At 56.6% G+C, this 23468-nt stretch carries 15 protein-coding genes; 1 reads left to right on the forward strand and 14 read right to left on the reverse strand.

The window, feature by feature from the left end; genetic code table 11:
- Window positions 1-45 precede the first annotated feature (45 nt).
- The 3 genes from BM235_RS07075 to BM235_RS07085 form a co-directional block, all read right to left on the reverse strand.
- On the reverse strand, window positions 46-1413 hold the full coding sequence (locus BM235_RS07075) for an ABC transporter substrate-binding protein (RefSeq protein WP_090110949.1): 1368 nt from the start codon (window positions 1411-1413) through the stop codon (window positions 46-48).
- Window positions 1414-1579: 166 nt separating this feature from the next.
- On the reverse strand, window positions 1580-3166 hold the full coding sequence (locus BM235_RS07080; protein ID WP_090110951.1) for a helix-turn-helix domain-containing protein: 1587 nt from the start codon (window positions 3164-3166) through the stop codon (window positions 1580-1582).
- Window positions 3167-3176: 10 nt separating this feature from the next.
- The gene (locus BM235_RS07085; protein ID WP_090110954.1) at window positions 3177-4955 is read right to left on the reverse strand and encodes a sensor histidine kinase; all 1779 of its coding nucleotides are present in this window, start codon (window positions 4953-4955) and stop codon (window positions 3177-3179) included.
- A gap of 296 nt (window positions 4956-5251) precedes the next feature.
- Here BM235_RS07085 and map point away from each other — a divergent pair, with 296 nt between their 5' ends.
- Window positions 5252-6004: a type I methionyl aminopeptidase gene (map, locus tag BM235_RS07090; protein ID WP_090110956.1), complete on the forward strand. Its 753-nt coding sequence runs from the start codon at window positions 5252-5254 to the stop codon at window positions 6002-6004.
- A 73-nt stretch (window positions 6005-6077) separates the two neighbouring features.
- Here the strand turns inward: map and BM235_RS07095 are convergent, their stop codons facing one another.
- The 11 genes from BM235_RS07095 to BM235_RS07145 form a co-directional block, all read right to left on the reverse strand.
- A complete protein-coding gene (locus tag BM235_RS07095; RefSeq protein WP_090110958.1) occupies window positions 6078-6938 on the reverse strand; it encodes a VOC family protein in 861 nt (286 codons plus the stop codon).
- Window positions 6939-7014: 76 nt separating this feature from the next.
- Entirely contained in the window at window positions 7015-7590 is a 576-nt protein-coding gene (locus BM235_RS07100; RefSeq protein ID WP_090110960.1) for a metal-dependent hydrolase, read from the reverse strand.
- 90 nt (window positions 7591-7680) lie between these two features.
- The gene (locus BM235_RS07105) at window positions 7681-8268 is read right to left on the reverse strand and encodes a TetR/AcrR family transcriptional regulator (RefSeq protein WP_090110962.1); all 588 of its coding nucleotides are present in this window, start codon (window positions 8266-8268) and stop codon (window positions 7681-7683) included.
- Window positions 8246-9004: an MBL fold metallo-hydrolase gene (locus BM235_RS07110; RefSeq protein ID WP_090110965.1), complete on the reverse strand. Its 759-nt coding sequence runs from the start codon at window positions 9002-9004 to the stop codon at window positions 8246-8248. Before BM235_RS07110 ends, BM235_RS07105 begins: the two co-directional genes overlap by 23 nt.
- A 376-nt stretch (window positions 9005-9380) precedes the next feature.
- Window positions 9381-10796 (reverse strand): sulfatase family protein, encoded by a 1416-nt coding sequence (locus BM235_RS07115; RefSeq protein WP_090110967.1) that lies wholly within the window; start codon window positions 10794-10796, stop codon window positions 9381-9383.
- Window positions 10796-12226 (reverse strand): response regulator, encoded by a 1431-nt coding sequence (locus BM235_RS07120; protein WP_090110970.1) that lies wholly within the window; start codon window positions 12224-12226, stop codon window positions 10796-10798. Before BM235_RS07120 ends, BM235_RS07115 begins: the two co-directional genes overlap by 1 nt.
- Window positions 12204-14030 (reverse strand): cache domain-containing sensor histidine kinase, encoded by a 1827-nt coding sequence (locus BM235_RS07125; protein WP_143106642.1) that lies wholly within the window; start codon window positions 14028-14030, stop codon window positions 12204-12206. Before BM235_RS07125 ends, BM235_RS07120 begins: the two co-directional genes overlap by 23 nt.
- Before the next feature lie 48 nt (window positions 14031-14078).
- Window positions 14079-15716: a type 2 periplasmic-binding domain-containing protein gene (locus tag BM235_RS07130; protein WP_158543876.1), complete on the reverse strand. Its 1638-nt coding sequence runs from the start codon at window positions 15714-15716 to the stop codon at window positions 14079-14081.
- Window positions 15717-15783: 67 nt separating this feature from the next.
- Entirely contained in the window at window positions 15784-16656 is an 873-nt protein-coding gene (locus BM235_RS07135; RefSeq protein WP_090110977.1) for a carbohydrate ABC transporter permease, read from the reverse strand.
- Complete coding sequence (locus BM235_RS07140; RefSeq protein ID WP_255374133.1) at window positions 16657-17508, reverse strand: ABC transporter permease; 852 nt, start codon at window positions 17506-17508, stop codon at window positions 16657-16659.
- Between the two features lie 330 nt (window positions 17509-17838).
- Window positions 17839-23442, reverse strand: coding sequence for an S-layer homology domain-containing protein (locus tag BM235_RS07145; protein WP_090110979.1), 5604 nt, complete (start codon window positions 23440-23442; stop codon window positions 17839-17841).
- Window positions 23443-23468 lie beyond the last annotated feature (26 nt).

A 23468-nucleotide genomic window follows, 5' to 3' on the forward strand; every position in this document is an offset into this window, starting at 1 on the left:
GAACGGCACGGGCAGTTGGCCCGTGCCGTGTCGTCATGCCGCAGCTTAGTTGTGGTTCTTCGCGATCCAATCGTCCATTTCTTTGACGACTTGATCGACGGTGGATTTTTTAAAGAACAGCTTCTGCAGCGCCTGGGTGAACGGCGTTCCCCAGTCGATCGTCGTTTTCGCCAGATACATCTGGGAATTATAGAGCTCGGCGTTGTCGAAGTACGGCTTCAGATCGTTCACGGCCGGCGCGATGTTCGTATCGGTGCCCTTGACGTAGCTCAGTGTGTTGATGTTCTGAACGACCAGGTCCCCGCCTTCCTTGCTGGCGAAGAACGCCAGGAACTTCTCGGCGGCTTCCTTATGCGTCGACTTGCTGCTGACGGCCAGCGAGGCGTCCGGATTGAATTCGAGCTTGTTCAGGCTCTCGTCGTTGCTGAACGGGTACGGGAAGTAGCCCATATTGTCGTAAAGCTCCGGATTTTTCTTCTGAATGTCGACGAGCGGCCAGGTGCCCATGTACATCATGCCGACGTCGCCCTTGGCGAACAGGTCGACCGCGCCGTTGTAATCGACGCCGAGCTGATCCTTGTTGCCGAGATCGAACAATTGCTGCGCGTGCTCGATCATGACCTTGGTCGCCGGATTGTCCGAGAACTTAACCGCTCCCGTCTCGAGCTTCTCGAAGAAGTCGGGCTGCCCGAAGACCAGGGCGGAGTTGCTCGGCATATCGCGGGTGAGCCACATGCTGAGCGTCCATGGATCCTTCCAGCCGAGGGCGAACGGCGTCTTGTCGGCGTCCTTGATCTTTTTGGCGGCCGCGATCAGCGCGTCGTACGTCCGCGGGATCTCGATGCCGAGATCGCCGAATATTTTCTTGTTGTAGAAAACGGCGATCGGGTTCGCGTTCACCGGCAAAATGTAGTTCTTGCCGTCGGTCGACTGCGAGTCCAGGACGCTCTTATCGAAGCCGGACAGGAAGTCCTTGCCGGTCAGGTCCTCGAGGTATCCGCCGTCCGCGAACAGCTTCGTCTGCGCGCCGGCGTTCAGCGTGAAGACGTCCACGACGTCGCCGCCGGCCATCTTCGTCTTGAGCAGCGTGTAATAATCGTCGTATTTGACCGGCTGCACGTCGACCTTGATGTTCGGGTTCTCGGTCTCGAACTGCTCGACGATCTTGGCGACGCCGTCGGTGAAGTCGCTCTTGAAGTGCATGAACGTGATCGTCACCGGCTTGCCGTCCGCGGCGGGCTCCGATGCGGGAGCGCTAGCGGAAGCGCTCGCCGATGCGCTCGCCGTCCCCGTAGGCGACGCTGCCGCGTCTGAAGCGCCTTCCGCGTTCTTGGCGTTGTCGCCGCTGCCGCACGCGGACAGCGAGAGCGTGAGCAGAGCCGCGCCGATACCTGTCGTTATCGCTTTTTTCATGTTCTGTAACCCCTTATCGTCATTTTCGAACGCGGCCGGGCAGCGGCCTGTTCCTGCTCTCATGTTACCGACCGGCAGCGGGCCCCGGAATCCAATAATTTGGCGGACTCGTGTTCACTTTTTTGCCCGCCGCAGCGTTAATCGAACGTATGCAAAGAGGCATGCATCAAGCATGCCCAAGCGATTCGCGGTATTCGGATGGCGTTTGCGAGGTGTGCTTTTTGAATACTTGGCTGAAGTAGCGCTGGTTTTCGTAGCCGACCAGCTCGGCGATCTCGTTGATCTTCCGCTCCGGCGAGGCCAGCAGCTCGCATGCCTTCTCCATCCGTTTGCGGGTCACGTATTCGATGAAGTTCTCCTGCGTCACCGTCTTGAACAGCTTGCTCAGGTAGCTCGGATCGATATGGTAACGGGTCGCGACGTCGATCAGGCCGACATCCTCGAAGTAATGCTCGTCGAGGTACCGGACGATATCCTGAACCGTGCGTACGGATTCGGGCGCGTCCCGGCGGCTCTCGGCATACGCCTCCGCGGCAAGCGTCACGCCGTTCAAGTACGACTGCAGCCCTCCCGCTTCCATGACGCCGCCGATCGCCGTCGCTTCGAACAGCGGCGCATGCTTCGCGGGCATTCCCGGCATCGACGCCTTGGCGAGCTCCGCCAGCCTGGCCAGCTCCCGCTGGACGTCCCCGATCGTCGTCGACGGTCGGCTCGCGATCTTCCGGGCAAACTCGTCCAGCGTCAGGCCCGCGTCGCGGGCATTCCCGGCGCCGAAAGCATGGGACAGCCGCCGCAAATCGAACGACGACAGCAGCTCGGCCGGCGCGGCGGGCGCCTTGTCCGCGGGACTTATCGTGAGCCCCGTATAGGCGAACTCGCAGCGGCTTAATGCGGACAAGGCGGCCTGGAACGCATCGGGGAGTTCCTCCAAGCCCGCGAATGCGGAACTGAGGCCGACGGCGACGTCGCCGCCCAGCGTTTGGGCGACCGCTTGCTGAAACGCGCCAAGAGCCTCCCCCGCGCGCAGGTCCGGGTACGACGAGCACGGCAGTATCAGGCACAGGCGGGACCGGTCGTCCGTCTTGAACAGCAGCGTCCCTTCGTCCCGCAGCACCTCGCGCATCACATTTTCCAACCCGAACATGTATAAATCCGCGTTGCCCCGAAATTGGGAAGCCGAGATGCCTTGAAATTGCCGAATCCGGCATACGGCCACGCGATAGCCGGCGCTCTCGGCGGGCAGCCCCAGCTCGCGGGCTTGCCTGCGGATATCCGCGGCGTTCGCGATGCGACGCTCCGCCACGTGCTGAAGGAAGACCTCCGTCCTGAGCTTCGCCATGTCGAGCGACGACTTCCTCTCCAACTGGCGGTCCGAGAACTCGTTCACCGCCCGGATCGCCTTGTTCATGGCCTCCCGCAGCTCGCTCAAGGCGACCGGCTTGAGCACGTATTCGCAGGCCTGATATTTGAGCGCCGCCTTCAGGTAGTCGAATTGCGAGTAGCCGCTGATGACGATCGCCTTGATCTCCTCGTAATCGCGGTGCAGACGCTCCAGGAACAGCTGTCCGTTCATGATCGGCATGAACATGTCCGTGACGACGATATGCGGCTTGTTCATCCGGATCAGGTCAAGCGCCTCTTCCCCATTCTTCGCCTCCGCGACGACCTCGACCGGCAGCTCCAGCTGCTCGATCAGCTTGACGATCGCTTTGCGCCCCGGCGCCTCGTCGTCGACCACCATCACCCTTAGCATCGTCTTCGCCTCACCTCTTGTATGGAATTCGGATTCGGATGACGGTCCCGAGGCCCGGCGCGCTGTCGATCTCGAGCCCGTACGCCTCCCCGTAGACGAGACGAAGACGTTCGTGCACGTTTTTGAGTCCGATCGACACCCCGGAGAACACCTCCAGCGACCGCCGCTCCAGTCCTTGCCGGATCGCGGCCAGCCTGTCCGCCGGTATGCCCGGTCCGTCGTCGCTCAGTTCGACCACCGCCGTTTCGCCCTCCTCGTAGGCGCTCGCGCGAATGAGAAGCGTTCGGCCTTCGTTCTTTTCCAGCGCATGCACGACTACGTTCTCCACGATCGGCTGCAGCACGAACCGGATGATCGGCACGTTCATGAAGCCGGCGTCCACGTCGATCTCCGTCGCCAGCGATTCCTCGAATCTCAGCTTCTGTATGTAGAGATAATTGTTCACGTGCACCAGCTCTTGTCCGATCGTCGATTCCGTATTGCCTTCGTAGAAGCTGTAGCGGAACAGATCGGCGAGCGCGCGGCACATCTCGTGAATCTCGTATTCCCCGATCAGGACGGCTTTGCCTCCGATCGTCTGAAGCGTATTGTACAGGAAATGCGGGTTGATCTGCATTTGGAGCGCCAGCAGCTGCGCTTCCTTGTTCCGGAGCTGCGTCTGGTACTCCAGCTCGACCAGCTCGCGAAGCTTGTCCGTCATGAAGTTGAAGTTGCGCATCAGCTCGGAGAGATCGTCCCGATAGCTCCTGGGGCGCAGCGTAACCTGGAAGTTGCCCCCGCGCACGGATTTCATGGCGCTGCCCAGCAATTGAATGGGCTTCGTAATCGACCTCTGAACCATGTACGAGCAAACGACGATGACGAGCATGACGAACAGGATCGCGCCCACGATCAATTGAAGCGTATTCCGCCGGTTCTCTTGCAGCTCGGAGGCCGGGTAGAGGATCGTCATGCCGATATTCGCGTTATCGAGCGTCGAGGTGCTCACCAGAAGGTTGGGCGGCGTCGCGAATTTCATGGAGCGAACCTGCTCCGCGGGCGGCGATTCGGGTCTTCGGTACTCGGCTTCCGAATAAGGGTAAGCGTCGCTCGTCCGATAGAACGTTTCCCCGTTCGCGTTCTGCAGCGCGATAATGTTCGGCGTCCGGTTCACCGCCTCTATCTCCTTGGCCAGGTCCTTCTGCCGCAGGAAGAACACGAGCGTGCCGAACTTCTTGCGGTAGAACGGATCGTAGATGCCGATCGCGTAAGCGAACAGCTCTTCCTGGATCGCGGGATCCCGGTAAGCGAACATCAGCGTATGCTGAAACGGAAGATCGAGCAGCTCCGGGTAATGGGGCTCGCCCGCCCCCAGGCGGATGGCATCGTAGCTGGTCGCGCGGGACCAGGAGTCCTTCAGCTTGTCGTCCGCGCCGTATACCATGATCTTGATGATGTCTTTGTTTTTGTTGATGACGAGCGAGTAATAATTCGCGAGCGTCTCGCGCAGGTACAGAATCTCGCCGTCGTTGTAATCCGCGCCGTGGGCCATCAGATTCAGGACGCGGCTGAAGCTGTTCCCGTAGAGCTGCAGGGCCGAAGCCGTGAAGTTGTGAAAATATTCGTCGAGCGAGCCGTACATATAATCGGCGTTCTGCTCGGCGCTTCTGACCAGCGTCCGCTCCAGCGATCTCGTGCTCGACCGGTAGAATAAGAAAGACAGGATCAGCATCGGAATCAGAGAGATCACGGCGCTGCTCCATACGATTTTGGTCCGAATGCTCCGATTAACGAACAGCCATCTCAGCATGAATATCCCGCTCCTGTCATCCGCTCGTCAGCTGCCGTGCTTGGCCTGTCCGTCTTAGAGCCGTCGAAGGCTTTCGGCATACCGGACGTGCGCGAAATTGGCGCCACGCCGCGCGTGCAATACTTTAGCATGCCGGCGCGCCCCGCGCAATTCAATCGTTGGTGCGAAAGATGTTCGATTTTTTGTCCTTCGCACGACGGCGTCTGCTCGCGCATACTGTGCCTATACCGGGCGAATTGACGCCCCTCGGTTAAAAGGTGTATCGTGACCGTAGAGAAGAGAGGAGCCTGCAAGCCATGGTGACGCTTAAGTCTCCGCAGGAGATCGAGCAGATTAGAGCGGCGGGAGCCGTCGTAGCCGCTTGTCACAAAGAGATCCGCAAGATGATCCGTCCGGGCGTGACGACGTGGCAGATCGAAGAGCTCGTCGAGGACGTCATGGCGAGTTATGGCGCCAGGCCGTTCACGAAGACGTACAAGGACTATAAATTCGCGACCTGCGCTTCCGTTAACGACGTCATCGCGCACGGTTTTCCCAATCATACGCCGCTTAAAAACGGGGATCTCGTCACGATCGACACGGTCGCGGAGCTGAACGGCTGGCTCGGCGATTCCGCTTGGACGTATGCCGTGGGCGAGCTGTCGCCGACGGCGGAGAAGCTGATGCGCGTGACGGAGGAGTGTCTGGATATCGGCATCCAGCACGCAGTCATCGGCAATCGGATCGGCGACGCGATGTATCCGCTCCACAAGCATGCGGCGGCGAACGGCTTCTCTTGCGTTCGCGAGCTTGCCGCGCACGGGATCGGCCGGGAGCTGCACGAGGAGCCCAGCTTCATTCATGTCGGCATCCCCGGCAAAGGCTTCCGATTCAAGGAAGGCATGGTCCTCACGATCGAGCCGATGATCAACGAAGGAACCTGGCGAATGAAGATCGACGAGGACGGCTGGACCGCGCGCACGATGGACGGCAAGCTGTCCGCGCAGTTCGAGCACACGATCGCGATCACGAAGGACGGTCCGGTCATCCTGACGTCGCAGGACGATTAATATCGTCAAATGGAAAAAGCCTTCGGTAGCACCGCGCGCGGCGTTGCCGAAGGCTTCATTAATAGGAAGCGGATCAATCGCGGACGGTCAGCAGCACGCGGTTGGACGACGGATCGGCGGCAAGATAGCCGGCCCCGTGCGGTTCCGTCGGAATGCCTTGCTCGCGCAGCTCGGCTAAGATCCGTTCGAGCTCCGCGGCGTCAGGCAGCCGGACCGTGAAGTGAATAAGCCCGGGCGAATTCGCCGGTGGCGGAGGCGCGCCTACGCCGGCCCACGTATTCAAGCCGACATGGTGATGGTATCCTCCCGCGGACACGAACAACGCCTGCCCGCCGTAATTGGCGACGACATCGAAGCCGAGCGTATCCACGTAGAACCGCCGGGCCTCCTGCAGGTCCCGGACATGCAGATGCACGTGCCCCATGACGGTGCCAGCGGGCAGTCCCGTCCAAGGCTTGTCGCCAGCCAAGGCGAGGAGTCCGTCGATGTCGACCGGGTCCGTCGCCATGACGACCTCTCCCTGCGGGGTATAGGACCACGTGTCCCGCGGACGGTCGGCGTACACCTCGATGCCGTTATCGTCGGGATCGCTGAGATAGATTGCCTCGCTGACGAGATGATCTCCCTGTCCGATGGGGACGCGGCGAAGCAAAAAGTTGCGGACCACAAGCCCGAGCGCCTCGCGCGTCGGCACGAGAATCGCGAAGTGGTAAAGGCCCGTGCGCCTGCGCGGCGCCGGAACCGCGCCCTCGGACAGCTGCTCGAGCTGCAGCAAGGCGGCAGGTCCACCTTCGCCCATGCGAGCCGTCGCGCCCTCGCGGGAGATGAGCTTCAGGCCGATGATTTCCTCATAAAAACGGATGGAACGATCAAGCTCAGAAACCTTCAAATAAACGGTGCCGAGATCGGTATCGGGATGGATGGAACGCGTCATAAGGACCGTCCTCTCTATCATTATATAAAGTAAATTACTTTTTGTAAGCTAACTTTATCCGATCCCTTACCGTCTGTCAAGCGCCGAGCAGATCCGTCGCGAGCGATGCAGCCAGCGTGAGGACCATCGCGGCGCCTGCCGCGACCGATCGCGCGCCCGGCCGGTTCACCGACGATCGGGGCAGCGATCGGATATAGAAAATCGCGCCTACGACGAGGATCAGCGCCTCAACGCCAGCGCAGACAGCCGGGTAATGCCACATGCCTAAGCCGAGCAGCGGCAGTCCGCCTGCGTTCGCCGGCAGAATCGGCAGGTCCGGCCTGTGAACGATCAGGTCGAGGAGCCAGTGGCTGAAAACGACCGCTCCGATCGTCCAGCCGCCGTTTTTCCCCCATCGGCGACCGGCCAGCCAGCCTGCGATCGCCGCGACGAGCAGCGCGCCGGCAAGCGAGTGCGTATAATCCGCGTGGATGAGCGCTCCGCCGTAGCTTTCTTTTCCCGGTATCTCTTCGATCTTCTCCGCGCCGGCCAACAGCAAGGGCACGAATAGGATATCCAACAATTGCGTCGCCAACATCAGCGCCCAGAGCGGCACGCGCGACGACGTGCGCCCCTTGACCGCCGCCGCCAATCCGAAGTGTCCAGCGAACATGCTAACCCCTCCTCTTTCCCGCGCGATGCCGCGCCTGATGATCCAGCCAGCCGCACAAACCGGCGAACAGCGCCACGAATATTAGAAAGCTCATGCTCGCTCGCCTCCCTGCGCTCTCAACGTTTTGACGCCGGCAATAAAAGTATCCACCAGCAGACGAAACGTGACGTCCAGATCCAGCGGCATGCCGAAGCCTCCCTGGCGCTCGATCGAGACGAAGCCGTGCAGAACGCTGCGAATGCCGCGCACGGCGTGGATGGCCGCGTCTCCGCGCAGGCCGTAGGTCTCGATGACGCGGACGACGAGGGAAACGACCCGGCCGCCGGCTTCCGCGAGAACGGCGTCGTCGGGATCGGGCGCGCGCTGCACCGCTTCGTACAATCCCGGGTGCAGCCGCGCAAATGCGAGATACGCGCGGCTGAAGGCGCGCAGCGCCTCGTCGCCCTCGGCTTCGTCCAGCACGGCTTCGAAGCTTTCCGCCATTTTGCCGAGGCCGGACAACGCCAGCTCCCTCCGCAAATCGGGTAGGCCGTTCACGTGATTGTAAAGGGAAGGCGAACGAATCTTCAGCTTTTGCGCGAGGGATGCTAACGTCACGGACTCCAGGCCGTGCTCGTCGGCCATCTCCGTGGCAGCCTGCAGCAGCGTCGCCCGATCAAGGCCGATTCGCGGTGACATGGCTGGCCCCTCCTTTGCCTTGGGATTCCAGGCTGCGCTCCGCGTCGCGCGCAGAAGCGGTCATCGCCTCGAGCGGGTCCGCGACCATCCGGCCGTGCCCGACCGCGAGAAGCGTCGGCTTCAGTCCGATTAGCCGCTTGGCCGAACGGAGCGCCTCGGCAGGGCTCCAAGTCGCCATCGCCGGGAAAGGGAACAGCGGCTGCATCTTCCCGGACACGGCCATGCCGCCGCGCACCTGGAAGGCGTCCCCCGCGATCAGCGAGCCCGTGCGCGTATCGAGAAAAGACATCGAGCCGGGCGTGTGCCCGGGCGTCGCTACCGCGAGCAGCGAGCCTACGCGGTCGCCGTCGGCGATCAGCGTATCCGGCCGGGTACGAATGGCGCCTGGCTTCGGCACGGCGCCTCGGATGGGAGATTGGATCTCGATCGCATCCAGCGTCTTGTCTCCGGCGAGCAGCCTGGAATCCCTCGCGGAGATGAGCACCTCGGCATCGGGCAGCGCCGACTTCAGCCGGTCAAGCGCGCCGATATGGTCGCCATGCGCATGCGTTAGCAAGATGCGCCGAATCGGCTTGCCGATTCGGGCCGCCGCGTCGATCATGCCTTTCGCGCTGTAGGGGAGAGCGGCGTCGATCAACGTAAGACCGTCCTGCTCCTCCACCAAGTATGCATTAACCGGAAATAACCGCGGCATGAAGGATAATTGGTGCACGTTCGCGCGCGTCGTCATTCGCATTGTATTTAACCTCCGTTTGGTAAACTAATCTTATTAGTTTTAATATAACTAATTGCATTAGTTTTTGCAAGCCTAATTTATCGATTCATACTTTTTAGTACAACGACAAGAAAATATACTCATTAGTGACAAGAGAAAATACCCCAAAAGTAAAAAACGAGAGAGTCCCCATCCCTCCTTTCCTTCCTCTAATTCGATCATTCACTACGCCATAATAAAAAACAGTTCGACTTGCGAACTGTTTTAATCTGAAGGTCTTCTCTGTCTCGACAAAAGAGCGCCATCGAACGATCCGGGGAAATGTCCCGTATCGTAGTCTAGGGGCTGGCCATATCCGATGCGAGATGACCGCATTTAGTCATGTCTTCCTCTAGAATTAATATAAGATAAATGGATCGTTTATTTTTTTAAGCCATGTCGCAAGCTTTCGCTCCAATTCAAACCCGATAACATCGCCCGGAGCTTCGTCGTAGATCTTCGGCGACAGTTGATAAGGGTCAGATTCAAGATCGTACAAAAACCTGATCGGATTTGAAGCTCCAACATTTCGTTGCACGACGTATGTGTGGCGCTTCGTTCGCACGCCTCTCCATCCGTACGAGTTGATTTCCCAGCCTTCTTCTGCTGCCAGCCCGTGCGATTCAAGATCACCCGGATAATGGCAAATAAACGTCGAAGGAGTATCTATTCCATGATTGCCTTCGTCGCCGCGAAGGGTGCTTGAAAAATCGGTGCCTTCGACACTGTCCGGCAAGGGCATACCCATCAATCCGAGCAGCGTAGGAACCAGATCGACGCTATTGAACAGCAACGATTCTCGGCGCGGTATCAGAACGCCAGGATATCTGATGAAACAAGGTATTCCTATCGATTCCTCATACCATATATTTTTATGCTCCATCCATCCGTGTGCGCCCATAGTCTCGCCATGATCGGATGTCAATACTACGATCGTATTCTCGGCAATTCCCGCCTCTTCCAATGCGGACATCAGCCTTCCGAACTCTTGATCCGTCCCCGTCACTGCGGCGTAATAATCGCTCAGATGCCGCTTCGCCTGCTCTAAACCTCGACCCGTCACATTGGGCCGCGCTTGGAGAGATTTGCCGGAATACACGGCTTTGTAGGCTTCCGGAACTTCTTCGAACGGTTGATGCGGCGGATTCCATGACAAGTAAAGACAGAACGGCCGGTCGTCTCGACTCTCCGTGATAAAACGAATGGCGACATCGGTTTCGTGCTTCGTCGACCATTCGTCAATTTCGATTTTCTCGTGCGAATCCATCCAATAATGCGGAGCCATATGGCGATCATACGCATTATACGCATACCAGAAGTCGAATCCGAACCGCCGGGGTCCGGGCGGTATATACGAGTCCCAATGCACGGCGCCTGACACAGGCGCAGGATTCGTGGACAACTCCGGCAGATCCAAATGCCATTTGCCGATATATCCCGTTCGGTAGCCCTGCATTTGCAAGAGGTTGCCCATCGTAACTTCATCGTCTCGCAGCTTGATTGGCAGGCCGAGCTTGCAGTTGGTCGTGACGCCCGTGGACAAAGGGTAGCGCCCTGTCAGCATCGCCGAGCGGTTGGGGGAGCAGAGCGGAAAACAGCTGATTGCGTTTAGCAAATCAACGCTCTGTGTGGCGAATCGGTCAATATGAGGAGTAAGGACAGCATCTTCACCTCGTATACCTATCGCTTGCTTACGCCACTGATCGGGAAATACAAACAATAAATTTGGCTTTCCGATCGCCGTTCGATCCGGTATCCGGGGCCGATCCAGCATTATCGTTCTCCTTTCTCCGCAATTCGGTACTGCGTCGGCGTTACCTCAAACTGCTTTTTGAACACTTTGGCGAAATAAAAATAATCCGAGTAGCCGATCCGCTCCGCGACTTCATTAATGCTCAGATTCGTATCGCGGAGCAGGCTGCACGCCTGCTCGAGCCGGACGCTTGTAAGCAGCTTGGTGAAGGTCGTTCGCAATTCCTTTTGAAAAAGCTGGCTGACATAATTCGGATGCAGTTTAAACCGCCGGGCGATCGTCTGCAGAGACAAGTCCTTCGCGAAGTCCGTCTCGATATCAGCGACGATCTGCTTTAATACCTCGTGGCGTGTCCCTTCGGACATGGGCTCCGAGGACTCCTCCATGTCGGAGACTGCTAGCCCTTCAAGATAATCGATCATCCCGTCGACATCCGTAAAGGCAGCCAATAAGGCGGAGGGTGATTGGGCCGGCACGTCCCCGCCTGTATCCGTACCCTGCTGCGCGATGGAGAGGACGAACGCATACAGCTGCAGCGCTTGACGAAAATCGGCGCCATCCTCCTTCAAAAGCTCCCGCAGTCGCGCGAATATATAAGCCGTCTCCTGCGACTTACGATTATGAATGGAAGCATATAGCCGCGCATGGAGTTCGTGGCTCGTATCCTTGCCGCGTCGATAAGCATGCGCCTCTCCTTTTCTTCCGGTCAGGAAAAAGCGGGCGGCTGCGAGTGTCGCAGTCTGAATGGCCGCTTCAAGTTGATGAAGCTCTTCGGCAGGCTTGCCGATTCCGATGCCGTCGCAGGAGAAGTCTCCGCCGGTCAAGAGCGTGAGCCAAGACGGCTGGTCTTCTGCGCGAATGAACATGGCATGCATTCGACTGCCTATTTTGATCGCGATACACGGAAGATCGGCCAGTCGCGGAATTTCGCGGTCTCCGATGACACAGAGCACCGAAAGCCGATTGACGACGGGAGGCAGTCCGTTTTGCTGCAAAATTTTTTCGATTTCCGCGCAATCCTCCGGCAACCCGTTCTGCAGCAAGGCAGCCAGATATTGCCCTGATGAACGCTTGGCCAAGCGCAGCTTGTCTGCGAGCCGCGCCAGCACATCATTCAATTCCTCTTCATCCACCGACTTGAGCATATAATCGATGGCGCCCAGTTGAAGCGCCTTTTTCACGTAGTCGAAATCCGAATAACCGCTGATGACGACAAACTCGGTATGCAGCCCTTTCTCCCTGGCCTGGGCCATCACCTCAAGCCCGCTCATCCCTGGCATTCGAATATCGGTCAGCACGACATCCGGGCGCTCGGATTCGATTTTCGCCAACGCCTCAAGTCCGTTGTATGCGACGGCGACGACATTTAATCCGTACTTCTGCCATTTGCCTTTTGCCATTATGCTTTGCACGATCCACTTCTCGTCATCAACCAGCATCACTGAAAACATCGGAGTCCTCCCTTCCCGGCAATTTCAAGGTGACTTTTGTGCCCCGGTTTTCTTTGCTCTCGATGAACAGCCCGTAAGGCTCGCCATACGCACCTTTCAACCGTCGGTTGACGTTCAGAATGCCGATTCCTCCCTCGCCTTCCTTCGCCCTTTGGCTATCCTCGGCTCCGGCCAGCAGCCTCTGCAGCTCCGCAAGCTTGCCTGCCTCGATTCCGGCTCCATCGTCTTGAACGATGATCAGCAGGTTCCCTTCCTCTTCCATTACGCGTATCCGCAGGTGGCCCTTTTCGAGCTTAAGCTCGAGGCCATGGAAGATCGCATTCTCCACAATGGGCTGGACAAGCATCTTCTTCAGCTTCAAATGAAGCAGCGACTCATCGATATCCAGCTCGACCTCGAATCGGTCCTCGAAACGAATCTGCTGGATCTCCAAGTAATGTTTTACGATCTGCAGCTCTTCCTTGACCTCCACCGTTTCCTTTTCTTTGATACTATAACGAAATATACGGCTAAGCGCAGCGGTCATTCGGTTGATCTCTTCTACGTTTCTCGCCGCGGCAATCCCTTGAATGCACTCCAGCGTGTTGTACAAGAAATGCGGGTTGATCTGGCTGTTTAAAAAAGCAATCTCCGCCTGCTTGCGAAGCAGCTGCAGCTCGTATATACGTGAGTTCGAATCCACCAGCTCCGTCGTCAAAAGCGCGATCTCATCAAGCAACTGATTAAACTTGGAGGCCAGAATGTTGATCTCGGCATATCCCTCAAGATTGACTCGCTCTGTTAACATCGTCTCATGCTTGACCTTCATCGTATTAATGAAGCTGAGCAACTGCCCGAGAGGCCGAACCAAATTTCTTGCGATGACCAAATAAAGCATAAAGAGGATAGCCATCAGCAAGCCGAGCAAGAACAGACTGTTCGTGCGAACGATGTCCATTCCTTTGAACAATTCATCCTTGGGAAGGTAGCTCAGCAACGTAAAGCCGATTTCGGGAATTTGCTTGGCTGTCGCAATATATCCCTTTTTATCCAAATCGTCTTCTTTCAGGCCGATGCTGCCCGCTTCGTTGCTGGCCAGGATGACACGATCGGAGTCGAGAATATAGAAGTAGCCCGTCGTTTTCTTCGACAGTTCCTCAACGCGGGAGCTGATCGACGCAGGATCCAGCAGCATAAAGAAATAACCGATAACGTCTCCGTAGTGCGCACCAGGCTGGATGCCGCGGATTTGCGCGATCGATACCACGTACTTGCCCACAGTGCCATCATGTGCCATGCTTCGCAAACCGATGCGGGAAGCGTTGGTGCCCGTGACGCCTTGCTTAAGCAGATCTTCAATGATCGCACGATACGTCGCTTCCGTCTGCGCATCATAATTCAGATTGAAACGACTGCCATTCGTTCCGATCAGCGTAAAGTCGATGATTCCTTGTTTGATCGATTTCATTTTTTCCAGGTAAGCCGTCGTCTCGCCGAATAGCTTGTATTGCCGCAGCCGATCCTCTTCGACCAGGTAGTTCTGGACAGCGTCGCTGTAGGCGACCGCGTTAGAAATGCGATTAATGAGATCGATTTGGTCGATCATGTTGGACTCGACATTGGTCATGATCTCGGCTTTGTAGTCGCTGTTTTTGTTGTAAATAATGCGGGAGATCTGATTAAAGAACACGGCATCCAGTATAAATATGCCGATCATCGTTCCAAGCAGCAGGAGCAGCAGCTGGTTTTTTATCGCAATGGTTCTGAAAAAAGCGAGCAGATTCCCCACCCCATCTGTGCGTTTATATTCCCTCCATTCTAGCAAGAAGTAAACTAGCCTGCTCGCGCATTTCTATGCGAACAGGCTGCCTTGTTATTGAATGCCTTGTTGGGCAACCGCTGCATTCACTTCCTTGATCGCGTCGTCCAAGCCTAGACTCTTATATGTCTTGATCTGCTTATCCCAAGCCGCTTTCGTATCTCCTTTGTCGAGGATGATTTTCGTGATGTCGTCCATGTAAGTAGCGATTACTGACTGGAACTTGTTTTTGGCTGGCGTGCTGATGAATTCAACTCCAAAATTGATCGGAATCGGTTTTGCGTTTTGCAACATTTTGTCGTAATTATCATAAGCCATATCGACCAGCTTCTGACCGTTAACGGCATACTTCGCCTCGCGCGCCGTCTCCATGCCGTGTCCGATACCATTTAAATAGAAGAAGAAGTTGTAGGACGGATAATTGACGCGCGTCGCCGCTACAGGCACGATCTTGTTGCCTTCTTTTTTATAATCCTCGCCTTCGAAGCCGTAGGCGTACAAGTCTTTTCCTTCTTCCGAAAGGTTAAAGTCAATGAACTTCAGAATCGCGTCCATTTTTTGATCGTCGACTTTGGCGCTGAAGTAAATGTCCGAATAGGCGGTCGCGCTGTAGAAGCGGTACGTATTGCCGTCCGGGGCGGGCCATACCGGCAATATCGTGATCGAATCTTCGAACGATTTGCCCGGATTCGCTTTGTCCCATTTATCCTTCACCATCTTCAGCGTATTGTCGCCGGTCTGGATCGCCAGCGCGCCGACGTTGCCCGTCGCGAACTTGTCAGAACCGTCGTTCGTTTTCAGAATCGCGAAGTCCTTGTCCAGTGCGCCATCGTCATACAGCTTTTTGAACTTGGTCAAATAATCGTACATGCCCTGCGAAGCCAACGACGGTATCCACTGTCCGTTCTCCTGCACCCAGCCTTTGATATTCGGTACGGCGGACCCAAGCGCCAGGGTTGTACCCAGCACGTCGTTGAAGTTGTGCGTCAAGCCGATCGTATCGTTCTTCCCGTTCTTGTCCGGATCGTTCTTCGCGAATGCCTGAAACATGGCGTCGTATTGTTCAAACGTGGCGGGCTTCTGAATACCGAGCGTGTCCATCCAGTCTTTGCGTACGATGAATCCGCGCTCGGTCGCGTACTCGTCCGGCTTCAGCTTGGAAAGACGCGGGACGAAGTAGAACTTGCCGTCAATCGCCAGCGGCTTGACGTCTTCCAGCTCCATTACCTTATGCAGGTTCGGATAGGCGCTCAGATCGTCGGGCAGCGCGCGGATAAGTCCTTGCTTGATCCATGTATCTACCGTAGGCGTTAGACGGAAGTCGGTGACGAACATATCCGGCAGCTCTCCGGAAGCCGCCCACAGATTAAACTTTTCCTTATAATCGTTCCATGTAACGGCCTTTGCCTTAAACGTGAGATTCGTTTTGTCCTCGACTGTCTTGAGCAGCTTGTCCGCAGCGGGATCTGTCAGGTTTTTGCCGACATCCCACAGAGCGACGGATACATCGTAAGCCGCGGTGACCGATGGCGATGCGGAAGCCGAAGCGGCCGCCCCCGTCGGACTCGCGGTCGCCGAGGCTGCGCCACCGTTTTCGGACGACTCGTTGGAGCCGCCGCAACCGGCCAGTAACGCGCCGGATACCGCCAGAACTGATGTAACTGCAGTGATTTTACGCAAGCCTTTTTTCATTGATAACCCCTCCATGAATTAGGATGCATTTTTTATATTTTAAGGACAAGCCTTAAAAACGAAGTCATTATTCCTTCACGGCACCCAGCATCACGCCCGAAGTAAAGTAGCGCTGGAGCCAGGGATAGACGATCATGATGGGCACCGCGGAGATAATGACCATGGCCATCTTGACGCCGTTGGTGAATACGTTGGCCGACGAGGTAAAATCAGCCGCCAACTCGCTGTTCATGGCCTGGCTGACATCCGACAGCATCTGCCGCAGGAAGAGTTGCAACGGGAACTTGGCCGAATCCTGGATATAGATCATTGCATTCCACCATTCGTTCCAGCGGTCAACCGCATAGAACAAGGTGATGGCGGCTAAGGTAGGGACCGATATCGGCAAAATGATGCGAAGCAAAATTTGTATATCGTTCGCCCCGTCGATCCGGCCGGCTTCCTCCAGCGCTTCCGGCACATTGCGAAAATAACTCATCATGATGATAAGGTAATAAGTATTGACCGCGACGGGCAGGATCATGGCAAATACATTGTCGAGCAAATGATAATCCTTGATGGCCAGATATGTCGGCACGATCCCGCCGTGGAACAGCATTTGGAAGATGACAAGGAAAATAAAAATTTTGTTGCCGGGCACGTTTTTTTTGGTCAAGGCATACGCGCCTGTCACGGTGATCAGCATGTTCGCCAGTGTCCCTACCAGCGTGACAATAAGCGACACCTGAAGCGAATCCCAAACTTCATGGCCTTTAAATATCAAGCTGTATGAGCTGAAATCCACGACGGTGGGGATCAGATAAAGCGGCTGTTTTGCGATGGCGGCGGGCGTGGCGAAGGACTGGATCACGACGTTGTAAAACGGCAAGATCATGATCAGCGCCGTCAGCAGCAGAACGAAATGAACGGCATAGTCGGCGATCGTCGTCTTTTGTCTCATTTAGAACAGTCCCCCATGCCCCCGCGATTTGACTGAATAATGCGCGACGAGCAACAATGCGCAGTTGATCAGGGATTTGAAAAGACCGACCGCTGTCGTGAAGCCGAAGCTCGCGCCCTGCAGGAAGGTCGCCCGGTAAATGTACGTATCCAGAATATCGGAAGAATCCCGGACGGCGGCATTGTCCATGTTGAAGATCTGATCGAAGCCCGCGCCGCCCATGACATTGCCGAGGGCCAGAATGAACAGGACAAGCACGGTCCCTTTTAACGCTGGCCACGTAATGGTAGTCATTTTTTTGAATCGTCCCGCGCCGTCTATCTCGGCTGCTTCGTACATCTCCGGATTGATGCCCGAGATCGTTGCCAGATAGATGATCGTGCCCCAGCCCATTTCCTTCCAGATGCTGGTGCCGAATAACAAGCCCTTGAACGTGTCGGCATCGGTGAGCAAATCCGTTTTCGGCAGGCCGAGCGAATCCAGAATCATATTGAAAACGCCCATGTCGCCAAGAAAATTAATCATGATGCCGGAGATGATGACCCAAGATAAAAAATGCGGGAATGTATACACGATTTGATAAAAGGTACGACTCCTCTTCTTGCGCACTTCATTGATGAGAAGCGCGAACAAGATCGGCACCGGAAATTCGAAGATGAGCCGGCCCATTGCAATCACGAGCGTATTCGTGAATACCCGCTGGAAATCCGGCAGCTCGAACATCTCGCGGAAATGCTGCAGCCCTACCCACGGACTGCCGGTCACGGAGTGGTAATCGAATTCCTTGAACGAAAGAATCAAGCCATACATGGGCACGTACTGAAATAAAATCAGATACGCCAACAAAGGCATCAATAACACATAAAGGTATCTGGCAGCCCATATATGTTTTTTTAATACCCGAAGTTTTTTATTGGATGCTTCTCCCGGCATCGGCGACGCCTGTGCGATCCCCGATTTGATTAGCGACATCGCGATAATCCCCTTTCTTTGTAACGGCCTCCGTTGTTTTAATTGTAAGGTAATCTAACTTATCCGAGTATGGAAGCGTTTAAGAATACCGTATGGAGAATTTTAAGATGGCTCGCTTTAATGGAATGCGAATACTATGTAAGCTTTAAGCGCTTACTTTGTTTTAGGGTAAAAAAGAGCCAGCTCTTACGAGCTGACCCTGTCTAAAGATTATATTTTCCGGAGAAGATTGCCGACGATCATCGCCGCATCCGCTCTCGTCGATCGATCATGCGGAGCGAAGGCGCCGCCCCTGCCCGAGACGATGCCAAGCGACGTAGCTGAGTCGATTGCCGATCTCGCCCATTGAGAGATATCGGCTGCATCCCGATAAACGCCGGGTCCGGCAGCTTCGGACATCCTGCCGCCTGCGGCAGCGTAGGCACGCATTGTCATGGCGGTCATTTCCTCCCGCGTAATCTGCCCGCCCGGATCGAATATGCCTCCGCCGCGGCCCGTGACGATCCCTGCCGCCGCTGCGATCGACATCGACTCGGCGTACCAAGCAGCGGGTGCAACGTCTGCAGAAGCGGCAGCACCTGCATCCGCCGTCGTCAAACCGAGCGCGAGCACGATCATCGCTGCGAATTCGGCCCGCGTAACGCTGCGATCTGGCGCGAAGCGTACCTCGTCCACGCCAGACACAATCTGCCTGGCCGCCAAGCGCCGCACCGTATCGTAGGCCCAGTGCGCCTTTGGCAAGTCCTCGAAGGTCTTGTCGGACTCTAATGCCGCATACTTGCTGAAGTGACGTACTGCAGCCGTCAGTATTCCGTCTTCGTACGCGCCGCCCACATATTCGCGAGCGCCATCATCGGCTATAAAATACAGCCCTGTCAGGTCCGGGTCGGCTCCGGCTCGAAGCTTCATATGAAGCTTGATAGGCTCAACGAATTGGCTGACCTTGCTTGCGCCATTCGCACTGACGAACGACACCGCAAATTCCATTACGTCGCTTACAGGCTTCAGCCGGCTCCTCGCCGCCGGCGTTCCGCTCCCCAGCAACAGAGCGGCTTCTTCGTCAGGCAATGGGTTCATTCCAAATATAAGCTTGCCGTCTTCTCCCGCCGTGGAATCGACCAGCTGCAGCAATTGATCCATCGTCCGCTGCGGAATGTCCAACGACAGCCCATCGCCGCGAATCGTTAGCGCACGATTCGCTAGCCGCATCGCTACCGCTGCCGGAATCTCCATCTGTTCGGCGCTTTTAGGCAAGGAGATGACTACTGATCCGTCCGGCTGCCCGACAAGATCCGCAGCCGAGACATCGATTGTCACGGACGCCGGCAGCACGGCGACGACAGACTCGCCGCCGACCGCATCACCCGGTGTACCATCGATTTCCGTAACGTTACCGTTATCGGTATTTTCGTTATCGGATGGATCTTCGTTCTCTCCGGTATTGCCATCAGTATTACCGGTGCCCCCGGTATCCCCGTCGTTCCCGCTGCCGCTCGAATCTTCGTCCCCGCCACTGGCCTGTGCAAGCGCAAAAGCGGATGTATCCAGCTCGACATAGGCACTTCCGGAGATCTCGATATTCGGACTGAATAACAGTTGTACGCCCCCGTCTGTCAGTCTGAACGGGGTGTATTGCTCCACGGTGAAGACGGTACTTCCGCCGCTCGTCCGCGCATCCTTTACCTTAAGTCCGTATCCGGATCCGTCCCCGAACCGGACCTTCAACCAATGTCCGACCGTCGCTTCGGGATGATAGACCGCGCCTTGTACGGTAATGGTGTTTTCTCTTGCGATCGGATCTAGCGCCAGGTTGACCGAAGCTGTCGTCGTGTCCGTGATTGCCAGCGTCTGCGTGCCGGCTTCCGTCAGTGCCTCGCCCTGACGTTTTACGCTTCCTTGGCCGTACACGTAACTGTAGATCAACTCACCCGTCTTCGCATTTTCGCGAACCAACGCGATCCGGCCGACGAAGGTGAATCCATCGAAGTTTCGCGCCTTCAGGTCGCCGCTCGAATAAATAATATCCTTGTATGCTTCGCTGGTCACGACCGCTATGCTCGTCATCGGATCCCCGTCATCGGGCTTAGACCACCGAACGCTTTGAACTCCGCCCTCTTGTCCTGCTCGGTATGTCTCGTGCACCGCGCCAAACTGTGTAATCTCGCCGCTGTCCGCGACGATTTTTCTGCGGACGAGCTGCGGCGTCGTGTACTGCGTCTCTTCCGCCTTGGTCGTGACTCTGCGCGCAGTCGGCAGCTCCGAAAGAAATACGTCAGATCCTTCAATCCCGTTATAGAACGAACGGATCGATGAACCCGTCGCCTCGCCGGTCAGGGTCATGGAAAAGCTGTTCGAGCCGGACCCCGCCTTCGGATGCCTCAACTGCTCGCGGTCATCGGACAAGCCTTCCGTACGCCCAATCGATGTCAAATACGCCTGCAGATTGTCGGCGCCGGTCGCCGTAAGCTCGATACCTTTCGTCTGAACGCTCATATCCTCGATCTCTTCGCCGCGCTGGTAGATCTCATGCGCCTGCCCGCCCTGCAGACGCGTCAGATCGAATGTATAGCTGCGGTTACCGTCCAGGCGGATCATCATCAATAGCCTTCGTTCCATCTCCGCGCCCAGTCCTTCCGGCCCCGGGCTCGACGCCTCCAGCACCTGTACCTGCTTGTTATGATCTGTGCCCGGATCGTAGGCCAGCAGCGCGGGCTTTTGCCAATCGCCAGTGCCGCGTTCGTTCGCTCCGTCCGCTCTCCATACCCAGGGCATATTGTGGAAGTACGGCCGCATGGATGGGTAGCGCAGTGTCGAGCCGGAACCGTCGGCATAGGTCGTGCGGTTGATATAACCCGTATCGGGCAACAGTTCCGTCCCTGCTCCCCAGAGCGTCAGCGATAAATAGCCTGCGTGCCGGTGCGAACCTTCGAATCCCAGCAATTGCGCAGGATACAGCAACCCGGCATGGGTAGCGTCGCTCAAGTCGCCTTGCACGAGTCCGAAGTAACCGAAGCCGGGCGTCTCGATGTTGTTCAGCCCCTGACCGACGATCGGCAACGGCTGAGCATCGCCCGTTCGGCCATACGAGTCGTTGACCGGCACCTTGACGCCGTCGGGGTAGATCAGCTTTTTCGCATATCCGGTGCTCATCCGCAGCAAGGGCCATCGGCCGGACAAATCCGTCTTGTCCAGGACGAGTCCCAGCTCCGTATCCGCGTAGCCTTCCGGATCGGTCCAACGTTTCAAGGCGTCGACGCTGGTGTTGACGTTATTCGTTACCTGATCGCCGTAATCGACCGTGCCCTCTTCCCACATGCCGTCCAGATAGTAATATTCGCCGCTGAACAGCTCGTCGAAAATTTTGATGACTTCACGGATTAAATTCGGATCGTTCAGCAGCATAGCTGTCACGGTCGCAGATCGCGCGCCGTACGGATCGATGTTGTTCAGCCGCTTGCTGTTGATGAATCGAATGCTCTCGTATGCCGCAGGCCTGAACCACAACCGCTCGATCGTCTGCTTCGCCTCTCCGGCAGTCAGGCCGGGTACGAGCTGTCCCCATATATCCGATTCGATCAACCTGCCATAGGCGTAGATTGCATTAGATGGAAACACCTCATCCGCGCCTTTAAACGAATCGTAGCTTTTGTTCACGACAAGCCGCGGATAATCCTGCGCGAGATGATAGAGGATCAGCGCCGCTCGGCGCGCATAGTCCGCGTCGTCGGTCAAGTCGTAGAGCTGGACCATTTTTCTGGCATAGGTCTCGAACTGCGTGTGCGTGTTGGGCAGCGTCAACTTGGCCGTCTCCGCCCGAACTGCGGCGATCAGCTCGCTCTCGCTCATGCTCATATAATGCTGGATTTCGGTCGTGTTCAACTGCTCGGCCGTGTAGCCGAGCTCGGCGCGCAGCGATGAGCTCAAAACCGAAGCCAGATCGCCGCCGATGTCGCGAGAATTCCAAATATGCTCCGTCTCCCGTACGGTGACAACGAAGGAGCGGCTGAGACCCGAAGCCGCCTCTGATGCCGTGATCGTCGCTTCCCCCGTTCCCGTCGCCAACAGTCCGTTGCTTCCCACGATCTTGGCGACAGCAGGATTGGAAGAGGTCCAGGATACTTGCTCAACATAAGCTTTCGACGGCAATGTCTCGTACGACAGCACGATCGCGTCGCCTCGAGCGAGCGTCGAATCGCCAGGCACTGTCAGCGATTCGATCGGAGTCAATAGATTGCCGGCTCTGATCATGGCCATCGTCATCCGGCTTGGAGAACTGCCGGCGTTTTTTCTTTGGGTAATCTTGCTCTGGGCAAGCCCCGCCCAATTGCCCAGATCCATATCGTCGATCTTCCGCACACCGTCAATCCAGGCGCTGTACCGATGGTTTGGCGTATCCAGATCGATCACGATGTCGTACCAGCGATTCGCCTCATAGACACCAAGCACGTTGTTTTTGTAGTCTTTAATGCTGCCGTCCTGATCGAAAACGACCAACGTCGGCCAGGCCGGGCTGCCCGAAGGAGGCGTCGTGCTCTTGACCTCGAACAGGTCCCGCCGGGTCGCCGTATCGCTGAATTGGACGCGAGTCTGAATCCCGATTCGATCGGTTCGGTTGATCGCGCTTTTATATGCGCCGACGTTGCCGCCGACCGCCTCCATGTAGAGCCCTTTGCCGCCATTCAGATCCGCAAGTCCAACGGAGGTTGAACCAGGTACGATATCGATGTACCCCATGAACTTGGAGTCGATCGTATACCGGTTGTTGCTCGCAGATAGCGTAAATCGGCTGAAGTCGATATCGATGAGCGAACCTCCGACCAAGATGGGCGGACTGGCGCTCGGCAGCACCGTCAACGAGACCTGCCCCGCGATAGAGAGATCGTCCGCAGTTGCCACAGTAACCGTGGCAGTACCGGCGCTAACCCCTGTCACGATCCCTTGCGCATCTACCTGCACGATGCGCTCGTCGTCCGACGTCCAGATCAGCGGGACGTCCGGGGCATCGGACGGTGTCTTGGATACTTGAAGTTGTGCGGTCCGGCCGGCATACAATGGGGTGTCCAAGGGCGCCAAGGTCAGCCCCGTCAACTCCGATTGAACTGCCGGCTCTTGGACGGTACCTGCCTTTAATCGAGCGATCTTCATCTGGCTCAGCTGATTGGCCGCATTTTTTCTTTGCTTGATACGACCTTGCGTCCATCCGACCCAATTGCCCAGACTTAACCGGTCGATCGCCAGCTCTCCGTTGATCCAGACGCTATACTGCTTATTAGGCGTGTCCAGATCGACGATGACATCGTACCATTGATCGGCCGCGTATGTGCCGATCGCTTGGTTCTGCGAATTTTTGATCTGACCGTCCTGGTCAAAAATGATAAGCGTCGGCCAGGCCGGACTTCCCGAAGGCGGCGTCATGCTCTTGACTTCAAACAAGTCTCGCCTCGTGCCCGTATCGCCGAACTTCACCTTGGCTTCCAGGCCTATGCGCTCCGTTCGGTTAATGCTGCCTTTGTACATGTCGACATCGGATGATATCGCTTCCATTAGAAAAATGCGGCCAGCTTCACTGTCTTGAACGAGATCGGCGTATTTGCCGGCGCCAGTCGCAACTGTGCCGAATATCTTCGTGTCGATCGTGTAGGTAGCGTTCGACACCGAAGGCGTGTACGTATTAAAGTCGATGTCCGCATATTCGTTTGATACAATGACGGGAGCCCGCCGCTCCCCGTCATTTTGTGCCGCGTATGCCGGCACGGATGATACGAATACCAGGAGTGCCATTGCAAGAAGCCATAACCGTTTGCGATTCCTCACACACTTTCCCTCCTTGGCTTTGGTGC

It is taken from the genome of Cohnella sp. OV330, assembly GCF_900112065.1.
GTDB lineage: Bacteria > Bacillota > Bacilli > Paenibacillales > Paenibacillaceae > Cohnella.